The sequence below is a fragment of the Rhodococcus sp. NCIMB 12038 genome (genome assembly GCF_002165735.1).
Classification (GTDB): Bacteria; Actinomycetota; Actinomycetes; order Mycobacteriales; family Mycobacteriaceae; genus Rhodococcus_F.
Genome location: NZ_NHML01000031.1, coordinates 80238 through 91628, shown reverse-complemented (window position 1 = coordinate 91628; position 11391 = coordinate 80238). Strand labels below are relative to the sequence as shown.

9 protein-coding genes are annotated in these 11391 nt (G+C 70.4%); 4 read left to right on the top strand and 5 right to left on the bottom strand.

Features of this window, described 5'->3' with window-relative positions:
- Nucleotides 1-44 precede the first annotated feature (44 nt).
- Nucleotides 45-2642: an alpha-glucan family phosphorylase gene (gene glgP, locus CA951_RS34030; protein WP_087561061.1), complete on the top strand. Its 2598-nt coding sequence runs from the start codon at nucleotides 45-47 to the stop codon at nucleotides 2640-2642.
- A 40-nt stretch (nucleotides 2643-2682) separates the two neighbouring features.
- Here glgP and CA951_RS34025 read toward each other — a convergent pair whose 3' ends face one another.
- From CA951_RS34025 to CA951_RS34005, 5 genes are all read right to left on the bottom strand, one after another.
- The gene (locus CA951_RS34025) at nucleotides 2683-4275 is read right to left on the bottom strand and encodes an ABC transporter permease (RefSeq protein WP_256974206.1); all 1593 of its coding nucleotides are present in this window, start codon (nucleotides 4273-4275) and stop codon (nucleotides 2683-2685) included.
- The gene (locus CA951_RS34020) at nucleotides 4272-5192 is read right to left on the bottom strand and encodes an ABC transporter ATP-binding protein (protein ID WP_087561060.1); all 921 of its coding nucleotides are present in this window, start codon (nucleotides 5190-5192) and stop codon (nucleotides 4272-4274) included. Before CA951_RS34020 ends, CA951_RS34025 begins: the two co-directional genes overlap by 4 nt.
- A 76-nt stretch (nucleotides 5193-5268) precedes the next feature.
- Nucleotides 5269-7317 carry an ATP-dependent DNA helicase gene (locus CA951_RS34015; protein WP_087561059.1) on the bottom strand — a complete coding sequence of 683 codons (2049 nt, stop codon included), beginning with the start codon at nucleotides 7315-7317 and terminating at the stop codon, nucleotides 5269-5271.
- A 9-nt stretch (nucleotides 7318-7326) separates the two neighbouring features.
- Nucleotides 7327-7953, bottom strand: a complete 627-nt coding sequence (locus CA951_RS34010; RefSeq protein ID WP_087561058.1) for a nicotinamidase — start codon at nucleotides 7951-7953, stop codon at nucleotides 7327-7329.
- A complete protein-coding gene (locus CA951_RS34005; RefSeq protein ID WP_087561057.1) occupies nucleotides 7950-9329 on the bottom strand; it encodes a nicotinate phosphoribosyltransferase in 1380 nt (459 codons plus the stop codon). The genes CA951_RS34010 and CA951_RS34005 overlap by 4 nt, the downstream gene beginning before the upstream one ends.
- Between CA951_RS34005 and clpS the strand changes: the two genes are divergently transcribed.
- Genes clpS through CA951_RS33990 form a run of 3 tightly spaced genes read left to right on the top strand, consistent with a single transcriptional unit; the run spans nucleotide 9328 to nucleotide 11357 of the window.
- Entirely contained in the window at nucleotides 9328-9666 is a 339-nt protein-coding gene (gene clpS / locus CA951_RS34000) for an ATP-dependent Clp protease adapter ClpS (protein WP_072947001.1), read from the top strand. The two genes, CA951_RS34005 and clpS, sit on opposite strands and share 2 nt — an antisense overlap.
- Nucleotides 9667-9702: 36 nt before the next feature.
- Entirely contained in the window at nucleotides 9703-10290 is a 588-nt protein-coding gene (locus CA951_RS33995; RefSeq protein ID WP_087561056.1) for a DUF2017 domain-containing protein, read from the top strand.
- On the top strand, nucleotides 10287-11357 hold the full coding sequence (locus CA951_RS33990; protein WP_087561055.1) for a P1 family peptidase: 1071 nt from the start codon (nucleotides 10287-10289) through the stop codon (nucleotides 11355-11357). The genes CA951_RS33995 and CA951_RS33990 overlap by 4 nt, the downstream gene beginning before the upstream one ends.
- Nucleotides 11358-11391 lie beyond the last annotated feature (34 nt).

Here is an 11391-nt window from a genome sequence, read left to right as displayed (position 1 = left end):
CCGACACGGCGCAACGACGCCCGCAGTGCGTTATCGTTCGCGAGGTGAAAGCCTTGCGTCGGTTCACTGTCCGAGCCCACCTTCCGGAGCGGCTCGCTGCCCTCGGCCCGCTGTCCACCAATCTTCGCTGGTCGTGGCATCCGGCCACGCAGGAACTGTTCGGATTGCTGGACGAGGACCTGTGGCGGCAGGTGCAGTTCGACCCGGTCCGGATGCTCGGTGAGGTCGACCCCGCCCGCCTGGACGAACTGGCCGAGGACGTCGCGTTCCTGGCCCGCCTCGACGCCGCGGCCGCCGACCTCGACGACTACCTGTCCCGGCCCCGCTGGTATCAGAACCAGCAGGCCAAGGGAGTGTCGCTGGACGGCGGGATCGCATATTTCTCAATGGAGTTCGGGGTCAGCGAAGTGCTGCCCAACTACTCCGGCGGCCTCGGGATTCTCGCGGGCGACCACCTGAAGGCGGCATCCGATCTGGGACTGCCGCTGATCGGTGTCGGTTTGCTGTACCGCTCGGGATACTTCCGGCAGTCGCTGACCGCGGACGGCTGGCAGGCCGAGCACTACCCGCCGCACGACCCGCAGGGCCTCCCGCTGCGCCTGCTCACCGAGTCCGGGCCGCAGTCGTCCGACGGGGCGCCGGTCCTCGTGCACGTCGCGGTCCCCGGCGGCCGGGTCCTGCGCGCCCGCGTGTGGATCGCCCAGGTGGGGCGCGTCCCGCTGCTGCTGCTCGACTCCGACATCGCGGAGAACGACGCCGAGATGCGGGGCGTCACCGACCGCCTGTACGGCGGCGACCAGGACCACCGCATCAAACAGGAGATCCTCGCCGGCATCGGCGGCGTCCGCGCCGTGCGCGCCTACACCCACGCCTACGGCCTGCCCGATCCCGCCGTCTTCCACATGAACGAGGGGCATGCCGGGTTCCTCGGCATCGAGCGGATCCGCGAACTGGTCACCACCGGCGGGCTCGACTTCGACGAGGCGCTGGCCACGGTCCGCGCCGGCACCGTCTTCACGACCCACACCCCGGTTCCCGCGGGAATCGACCGGTTCCCCGCCGACCTCGTGCGGCACTACTTCGGCGGCGACAACGGGGCGAACGAATCGTCCCTGCTGCCGGGGCTGACGATCGACCGGATCCTCGGACTCGGCCGCGAATCGGATCCGACCGTGTTCAACATGGCCCACATGGGCCTGCGTCTCGGGCAGCGCGCGAACGGTGTGTCCAAGCTGCACGGCATCGTCAGCCGGGAGATGTTCCAGCCGCTGTGGCACGGCTTCGACGCCGGAGAGGTGCCCATCGGCTCGGTCACCAACGGTGTCCACGCGCCCACCTGGGCCGCACCCGAATGGATCGATCTGGCCACCCGCATCCTGGGTCCCGAACTGGTGGAGGAGGCCCGCGGCTGGGAGCGGCTGCAGGATCTGTCCGCCGAGGAGCTGTGGGCGACCCGCAACGCGCTGCGCGGAAAACTCGTGGAGGAGGTGCGCCGCCGGGTCCGGGCGTCCTGGATCGAACGCGGCGCGACGTCCGCCGAGCTCGGCTGGACGAACGAGGTGTTCGACCCGAATGTGCTCACCGTCGGCTTCGCCCGGCGGGTGCCCACCTACAAGCGTCTGACGCTGATGCTGCGCGACCCCGAGCGGCTCCGGGCCCTGCTCCTCGACGAGGAGCGTCCGGTACAGCTGGTGGTCGCCGGGAAGAGCCACCCCGCGGACGACGGCGGGAAGGCACTCATCCAGCAGGTCGTGCGGTTCGCCGACGCCGCCGACGTGCGGCACCGCATCACGTTCCTCCCCGACTACGACATGTCGATGGCGCGGTACCTGTACTGGGGTTGCGACGTCTGGCTCAACAACCCGCTGCGCCCGCTAGAGGCCTGCGGAACGTCGGGGATGAAGTCGGCCCTCAACGGCGGACTGAACCTGTCGATCCGCGACGGCTGGTGGGACGAGATGTTCGACGGCGAGAACGGCTGGGCCATCCCCACCGCGGACGGCGTCGTCGACGAGACCCGTCGTGACGACCTCGAGGCCAGCGCACTGTACGAACTGCTCGAGCGCGCCGTCCTGCCGAGGTTCTACGACCGCGCGGACGGACTGCCGGTGCGCTGGGTGGAGATGGTGCGTCACACGTTGCAGAACCTCGGGCCCAAGGTGCTGGCGTCACGGATGGTGCGCGACTACGCCGTCCAGTACTACGCGCCCGCCGCCGCGTCGGCCCGGACGGTGGCGGCGGAGAACTTCGCCGGCGCCCGCGAGCTCGCCGCGTTCCGTCGACGCGTCGAGGCCGCATGGCCCGCGGTGACGGTCCTACAGGTCGACGGCGCGGGGCTGCCCGACACCCCCGAGATCGGAGCGAATCTGGTACTCCGCGCCCGTATCCGCCTCGGTGAACTGTCCGTCGACGACGTCACCGTGCAGGCCGTGATCGGCAAGGCCGGACCGGACGAGGAGCTCACCGACATCGTCACCGTTCCGATGACCCACTCGGCCTCGGACGAGTCGGGAGAGTTGTTCGTCGCCGATCTGGCTCTGCCGCTGTCCGGGTCGGTCGGGTACACGGTGCGGGTGCTTCCGCACCACGAGTTGCTCGTCGATCCGTCGGAGCTGGGGCTGGTGACGGTGCCGAACCCCTGACCGGCTCCACCGAGCCGGTCCGGGTTCGTCCCGGCACGGCCTACGGGCCGACGTCCCGGCGCCGGAAGCCGGCGACGGCGGCGAGGAACAAGGCCGCCGCGAGAAGCAGCAGAACGACGAGGGGAGCGGCCGAGAAGCTCTCGGCAGGCAGCGCCGGCGTGTAGTGGAAGGGGGAGAGAATCCCGAACCAGTCCGGGAGGACCTCCCCGAACATTCCGGCGACGAGAACGTAGCCCACGAACGCCCACAGTGCGGGCAGCGCGCGAGGGATCAACCCGTAGACGGCCGCGCACGATCCGACGATCACGAGCACGGCCGGCACCGTGTTCAGGGCCGCGCCGATCAGCCGGCCGAGCGCGCCCGCGTCGGCCAGCGTGAACGCCGCGGTGATCCCCATGCCGACCCCGGCCGCCACCGCGATCGCGACGGCCGCGGCCGCGATCACGACCAGCTGGCCCCCGAGCCACCGCGCCCGCGACACGGGGGTGGCCAGGGCTTCCTCGGCGCGACCCGACGATTCCTCCGAGCGGATCGACACGACGGCACCGACGGCGTACATCGCGGCCATCACCACCAGGAACACCAGATACAGGGCGAACGCGCCGTCGGCGGCCGCCGCGGCGCCACCCGGCAGCAGCTGTGCGAGATCAGGGTCCTGTTCGATGAAATCGCTGATCTGCCTGCCGAGGGAACCGATCGGCAGCGACAGCGCGAACACGCCGACACCCCAGGCGAGGATCTGGCCGCGCTGCTGACGCGCCGCGAGCGCGGTGACCCCGGTCAGGCGGGGGGACGCCTCGGCACGACCGCCCCGCGGCGGAAGGAGTCCCGCCCCGACGTCCCGGCGACCGATGGCCGCATACGCGCACACGACGGTCAGCGCCGCCGCGACGACGCCGATCAGCAGCGGCCACCAGCGTTCGTCGACGTACGCGCGGGTGGCCTGCGACCAGCCGATCGGAGACACCCACGTCAGCAGGCTCCCGCTGTGTCCCTGCTGCACATCGCCCACCGCCCGCAGCAGGTACGCGACGACGACCGCGCAGATCCCGGCACCGCTTGCCGCGCGGGCGTGTTCGGTGAGCTGCGACGCCAGCGCCGACAGCGCAGTGAACACCAGACCCACGACCAGGACACCCGCCGACATGTTCAGCGAACCCGCCGGCGGCAGACCCACGGCGAGCAACCCGATCACCAGCAGCAGCGCGACGAACACATTGGCGAGGGCCGCCGAGATCAGTCCCGCCGTGATCCCCGCGTACCGCCCGACGACGCCGGCGCGCACCAGCTCCGCGCGCCCGGTCTCCTCCTCCGTCCGCAGATGCCGCGTCACCAGCAGCACCGACATGATCGCCACGGCCACCATCGTCATGCCGGCGATCTCGTTGGCGACCATCGCACCCAGCGTGTAGTCGTCCAGGCCGTAGCCCGGCCCGGCAAGGGCGGTGGCGGCCGGGGACGAGATGAGTTCGGCACGGGCCTGCCGGGATTCGGTGGTCGGGTAGATGGTGGAGTAACTGGACGCGAGCAGGACGGTGAGCCCCGCCACCGCGACCGTCCACACCGGAATCCGGACCCGGTCGGTGCGCACCGCCAATTCGGCGAGCACACCCGTTCCGCTCAACTGACTCACTGCGGCCGTCCGATCCCGAGCGCCTCGACCTCGTCGCGGTACTCGCGGAGGAACAAGTCCTCCAGGGTCGGCGGGTTGGCGGTGATCGACACGATGCCCAGCCCCGTCAACGTGGTCATGACCGGGTCGATCTGGTCGGAATCGACGTCGAACGTCACCGTGTTCGCGTCCGCACCCTTCTGCAGGTTGTGCACACCGGGGACGTTCGCGATGGGACTGGGCTTGATCCGGGTGGTCGCCGTCACCGTCGTCCGGGTGAGATGCCGCAGCTCGGACAGTGTTCCCGCCTGCACCGTCCGGCCTGCCCGGATGATGGTCACGGCGTGGCACAGCGCATCCACCTCGGCGAGGATGTGACTGGACAGCAGCACCGTGCGCCCGCCGCGCGCGAATTCGGTGATGCACTCCTGAAACACCGCCTCCATCAACGGGTCCAGGCCCGACGTCGGCTCGTCGAGGACGAGGAGTTCGGTGTCGGTGGCGAGCGCGGCCACGAGGGCGACCTTCTGCCGGTTGCCTTTCGAGTAGGTGCGGCCCTTCCGGGTGGGGTCGAGTTCGAACCGCTCGATCAGCGACGCGCGCCGGGCCGGATCGAGTCCGCCGCGCAGGCGCCCGAGAAGGTCGATCGCCTCGCCGCCGGACAGGTTGGGCCACAGGTTCACTTCCCCCGGCACATAGGCGAGCCGCCGGTGCACGGGTACGGAATCACGCCACGGATCGGCACCGAGAACGGACGCCGAACCCCCGTCTGCGCGCAGCAGACCGAGAAGCACCCGGATGGTCGTGGACTTGCCCGCGCCGTTGGGTCCGAGGAATCCGTGCACCTCGCCCGACTTCACCTCCAGATCGAGGCCGTCGAGGGCGAGGACTTCACCGAACTTCTTGGTGAGTCCGCGGACTGAGATCGCAAGGTCCATCGGTCGAGCATAGGTGCGCACCGATCCGCTGTCCGACTCAGTGCACGACAGCGTTTCAGGCCGGCACGAGCGCGGTTCAGGGACGCGAGTCGCGGATCCGTCCCAGCGCCTTGCGCACGACCTCCGGGTCCGACGTCTCCCAGAACGGCGGCAGCGACGCCCGCAGATACCCGGCGTACCGGGCGGTGGCGAGCCGCGGATCGAGGACCGCCACCACGCCCTTGTCGTCGACACTGCGCAGCAGACGTCCCACGCCCTGCGCGAGCAGCAGCGCCGCGTGATTGGCTGCGACGGAAAGGAACCCGTTGCCGCCCCGCGACTCCACCGCCTTCTGCCGGGCGACCAGCAGCGGGTCGTCGGGGCGGGGGAACGGGATGCGGTCGAGGATCACCAGGCTCAGGGACGGGCCCGGCACGTCGACGCCCTGCCACAGCGACAACGTGCCGAACAGCGACGTCGGCTCGTCGCCGGCGAACGCCCGGACGAGGGCACCCGTCGAGTCGTCGCCCTGGCACAGGATCGGGGTGTCGAGCCGGTCGCGCATGGCCTCGGAGGCGGCCTTCGCGGCCCGCATCGACGAGAACAATCCCAGCGTCCGCCCACCCGCCGCCTCGACGAGTTCGGCGATCTCGTCGAGATATGCGGGGGAGAGGCCGTCCCGCCCCGGCGGCGGCAGTTGCTTCGCGATGTAGATGATGCCGGCGCGGGCGTGGTCGAACGGCGACCCGACGTCCAGGGCGTTCCACTTCAACGTGCCCGCGTCGGACGGCGCCTCGGACCCGGTGGCCATCGCCGGATCGATCACGACGGACGACTCCGCGGGAAGCCCCCAGTTGACGGCGAGGCCGTCGAAGGACCCGCCGACGGTCAGCGTCGCGGACGTGAGGACCACGGTCGATTCCGCGAACAGCCGGGACCGCAGCAGCCCGCCGACCGACAGCGGCGCCATCCGCACCACCCGGCGGATCGAACCGCGGTTGTCGTCGGCGGCCAGCCACACCACGTCGTGACGCTTCGCCGGGTCCGGCTCGTCGAACGCGCTGAGGACGCGGACGGCGCTGTCGTGAACCTCCTCGACCGACGCGAGTGCGGTGTTGCGGGCGGCGGCCGCCTCCGGGTCGCTCAACGCCATGCCGGGACGGGACGGGCCGATGGCCGTGCGCAGCGCCCAGGCGGCGTCGCGGACGGCGGCGAGCGCGGGTGCCGCGCCGGGCGGCAACGCCTCCCACCGTTCCGGCCGCAACTCCTCCAGCAGCGCCGCCCAGCCCTCGCCCGCCGCCTCGAGGCGATCGGCGTCCTGCTCCTCGACGAGCTTTGCGCAGCGCCGCGCCGCGGCACTGATCGTCGACGCCGCCAGCTCGGCGGTGGCGACGTTGGTGACGCGGTCGACCAGTTCGTGCGCCTCGTCGATGACCACGACGTCGTGTTCGGGAAGGATCGCGATTCCGGTGATGGCGTCGATGGCGAGCAGGGCGTGGTTGGTGACCACGACGTCGACCTGCGACGCCTCCGCGCGGGCCCGCTCCGCGAAGCAGTCCTCGCCGACCGGGCAGCGGGATTTGCCGAGGCACTCGCGGGCCGTGACGCTGACCTGGCGCCACGCCTTGTCGCTGACTCCGGGGGTCAGGTCGTCGCGGTCGCCGGTCTCGGTGTCCGAGGACCACTCGGTGAGTCGCTGGACCTCACGGCCGAGCCGGGACACCGCGAACGGATCGAACAGCTCGTCGGCCGGCGGTTCCTCCGCAGTCCCGGTGTGGATCTTGTTCATGCACAGATAGTTGTTGCGGCCCTTCAGGATCGCGAAGTGTGGCCTGCGGCCGAGTGAACCCGCGAGCGCGTCCGCGAGCCGCGGCATGTCGCGGTCGATCAGCTGACGCTGCAGCGCGATGGTGGCCGTCGAGACGATGACCGTCTTGCCGCTCTGCACCGCGTGCCGCACGCTCGGCACGAGGTAGGCGAGCGACTTGCCGGTACCCGTACCGGCCTGGACGGCCAGATGCTCCCCGGTGTCGATCGAATGCGCGACGGCGGAAGCCATGGTCAGCTGGTTGGACCGCTCGGCACCGCCCAGCGACCGCACCGCCGTGCGCAACAGCTCGGGGACGTTGGGGAGGTTTTCAGGCACCCGAGCAGGTTACTCGGGACCTACGTCAGAAATCGTCACGCGGTCCGAGGGGGCCTCCGCGTCGCGTCCCACGAGGCGTACCCCGGCGGCCCGCATGGCGGAGATCGCGGCCTCGACGGTCGCGGGCGCCACGCCCGCGGTGAGGGGGAGGAGCACGCGCGTCGGGAAGCCGGCCGCCACGGCGTCGAGTGCCGTCGCGACCACACAGTGATCGGTGGCGATGCCCACGATGTCGACCTCGGTGACTCCGGCCGCACGCAGCCATTTCTCCAGGCTGTGGCCGTCGGAGTTCGTACCCTCGAAGCCCGAGTACGCGGCCGAGAACTCGCCCTTGGAGAACACCGACTCGATGCCACTGCGATCGAGGTCCGGGTGGAACTCCGCGCCGTGGGTTCCCGATTTGCAGTGCACCGGCCACGTGTCGACGTAGTCCGGTTCCTCGGAGAAGTGGTGGCCCGGGTCGATGTGGTGGTCGATGGTGGCCGCGATCGCGTCGTACTCGGCGCCGGCCAGGAAGCGGCTGATCGCCGCCGCGACCGCGGAACCGCCCTCGACGGCGAGGGAGCCGCCCTCGCAGAAGTCGTTCTGGACGTCGACCACGAGCAGTGCCCGCCGGGCGTCGGTGTTCTCGGTCACGGTGCCCTCCTGGATTCGGGTTCGGCGAAGCGCACGGGGATTGCGGGCTCGCCGTGGGAGAGCTTCAAACCCTCCCAGGGGAGACTGACGAGGCCCGCCGCCAGGAGGGATCTGCTGTCCTCCAGAGTAGTCGCCCCGCAGGCGGTCTCACCGCCCCGCACCAGCGGGACCAGTAGTTCTGTCGCGTCGAGACCGGTTGCGCCGGGTGCGTCGGAGTGGGCCGGGTACACGACCTCCTCCACCAGGGTTCCGGTGTCGCGGGCGAACCGCACCGCTTTCTTGACGCCGCCCCGCGACGCCTTGTTGCTGCTCCGCTTCTCGACGGGGATGCCGTCCACCTCGACGAGCTTGTAGACCATTCCCGCGGTCGGCGCACCCGACCCGACGACGACGGACGTGCCGACCCCGTAGACGTCGACCGGTTCGGCCCGCAACGCGGCGATGGCGTACTCGTCGAGGTCGCCGGACACGACGATCTTCGTCCCGGTCGCCCCGAGGCCGTCGAGTTGCCCGCGCACCTGACGGGCGAGGACACCCAGATCACCGGAGTCGATCCGGACACCCCCGAGACCGGGGCCCGCGGCCTCGACGGCCGTCTCGACGCCCGCGGTGATGTCGTACGTGTCGACAAGGAGTGTGGTTCCGACTCCGAGTGCCGCGACCTGCGCGCGGAACGCCGCCGCCTCGTCCGGCCCGTCCGGGGTGGTGTGCAACAGGGTGAACGCGTGCGCACTGGTGCCCGCACCCGGCACGCCGTGCCTGCGGACCGCCTCCAGATTCGACGTGGCCGTGAAACCCGCCAGGTACGCGGCGCGCGAGGCCGCCACCGCGGATTCCTCGTGGGTACGCCGCGAACCCATCTCGATCATCGGTCGGCCGTCGGCGGCGCTGACCATGCGTGCGGCGGCGGACGCGATCGCGCTGTCGTGGTTGAGGATCGACAGGATCAGCGTCTCGAGCAGCACGCACTCGGCGAACGTTCCGCGGACCGACAGGAGCGGGGAACCGGGAAAGTAGAAGTCGCCCTCGCGGTAGCCGTCGATGTCGCCGCTGAACCGATAGTCACGCAGCCAGGCGAGGGTGGCGTCGTCGAGGAAGCGAGAGACGATCTCGAGTTCCGGTTCGCCGAAGCGGAAGTTCGACAGCGCAGCGACCAGGCGGGCGGTGCCGGCGACGACACCGTAGCGGCGACCGTCCGGAAGGCGGCGGGCGAACACCTCGAAGCTGCAGCGACGGTGGGCGGAACCGTCGGCGAGGGCCGCCGACAGCATCGTCAACTCGTACTGGTCGGTGAACAAGGCGGTGCTGTCTCTGGACACCCGGCCACTGTAAGCCGCGGTGTCGCCGGGCGGTGGAGCGTCGTACCCTTGTCTCATGGCTCATTGCTCGACGACAGCTCCATTCGTGGATGCCATGCCGGCATCGCCGCAGGTCACCCCTGCAGAGTCGGAGGTCGTCGAGGTCGATGAAGCCAATGATCGTCCCTGGGTCACCGTCGTGTGGGACGATCCGGTGAATTTGATGCACTACGTCACCTACATTTTCCAGAAGCTCTTCGGGTACAGCAAAGCGAAGGCGACGGAATTGATGATGCAGGTGCATTCCGAGGGGAAGGCCGTGGTGTCGAGCGGCTCCCGCGACAAGGTCGAAAACGATGTACGCAAGCTGCACGCGGCGGGCCTGTGGGCCACGATGCAGCGGGACAGCAGCTAACTTTCCGTTCGGACAGTAAGGAACTCGGTACACGACGTGCGGATGTGGAGCAGGAAGAACTCGCTCGGGGGCATGAAGTTGCGCTCGGAGATGGACGAGCACGAGGCGACGGTGCTGCGATCGCTGGTCGCCTCCGTCCTCGGCCTCCTCGAGGAGCGGGCGGCGTCGGCACCGGCCGACGAACTCGCCGCGCTCACCGGGATGCGGACGGGCAACACGACGCCACCCGACGAGGAGGTCCTCGCCCGGCTGCTGCCCGACTTCCACCGCCCCGACATGGACGCGCCGGACGACGACGAGATCCGCGCCGAATCGAAGGCCGACGTCAATGGTGCGCTACGCGGACTCCACGAACCGGAGATCATCGACGCCAAACTGGCCGCGGGTTCGGTCATCCTTCACACCGTCCCGGAGAACGGCGGCAAGGTTCTGCTCACGCCGGAGCAGGCCGACGCCTGGCTCAGCGGTCTCAACGACGTCCGGCTGGCGCTCGGGACCAACCTGGGCATCGACGCCGACACGCCCGACGAACTCGATCCGAATGATCCCCGCGCACCGCACCTCGACATCTATCACTGGCTGACCTGGATGCAGGACTCGCTCGTTCAGGCACTGGCACCGTGACGGGCACGACGCCGGGCCGCACCGATTCGCTCGTCGATGTGGTCGGCTTGAGCGTCGGGCACCACCACGAACTCGATCCGGACGCCGCACTCGGCAGCGGTGCCGCCACCGGGTGCACGGTCGTCCTCGCGCCGCACGGCGCGATCGGTGCGGTCGACGTCCGCGGCGGCGGGCCGGGCACCAGGGAAACGGACCTCCTCGACCCCAGCCACAGCGTCCGGAAGGTGCACGCGATCGTCCTCACCGGCGGCAGCGCGTACGGGCTCGCCGCCGCGGACGGCGTCATGCGATGGCTGGAGGAGCACGGTCACGGAATCGCCATGGGCGAGCCCGATCAGGTGGTCCCGATCGTCCCCGCCGCCGTCATCTTCGATCTGCCGGTCGGCGACTGGCGAACTCGTCCCACCGCCGAATTCGGTTACCGTGCAGCGGATTCTGCGTCGCACACGGTGCTCTCCGGTTCGGTGGGTGCCGGGGTCGGGGCGCGCGCGGGGGCGATCAAGGGCGGGGTCGGAACGGCGAGCGTCGTCATCACGGACGGTCCGGCGAAGGGCATCACCGTGTCCGCGCTGATGGTGGCCAATCCCGTCGGAACCGTGTTCGACCCGGCGACCGGACTGCCGTGGGGTGTCGCCACCGTGGGTGCAGCCGCGTTCGGACTCCGGCCGCCGGTCGCCGCCGAGGTGGCGGCGGCACGCGAACTGATGGCCAAAAGCACCGTCCTCAACACGACCATCGGGGTCGTCGCGACCGACGCTGCCCTCGGCAAGGCGGCGATGCGCCGCGTCGCCGTGGCCGGACACGACGGGCTCGCCCGCGCGATCCGGCCCGCGCATTCGCCGCTCGACGGCGACACGATCTTCGCGCTCGCCACCGGCATCCACCCGGTGCACCACCCGGCCGGCGTGCCCGACGCGTTCCCGCCCGATCTGCCCGTCGTCGACGCCGTCTGCACGGCGGCCGCCGAAGTGGTGGAGAAGGCCATCGTCGACGCCGTCCTCAGCGCCACCCCGGTCGCGGGAATTCCCACGTACCGCGAACTGTTCCCCTCGGCACTGCGTTCCTGACGCGGTCCCGGCCCTGTTCGGTGGCCGAGTCGAC

What these genes read in the sequence shown, in the direction of transcription:
- CA951_RS34020 (WP_087561060.1), bottom strand. Translation starts at nt 5,192, where the DNA reads ATGGACCTTGCGATCTCAGTCCGCGGACTCACCAAGAAGTTCGGTGAA.
- clpS (WP_072947001.1), top strand. Translation starts at nt 9,328, where the DNA reads ATGGCTCATTGCTCGACGACAGCTCCATTCGTGGATGCCATGCCGGCA.
- CA951_RS34005 (WP_087561057.1), bottom strand. Translation starts at nt 9,329, where the DNA reads ATGAGACAAGGGTACGACGCTCCACCGCCCGGCGACACCGCGGCTTAC.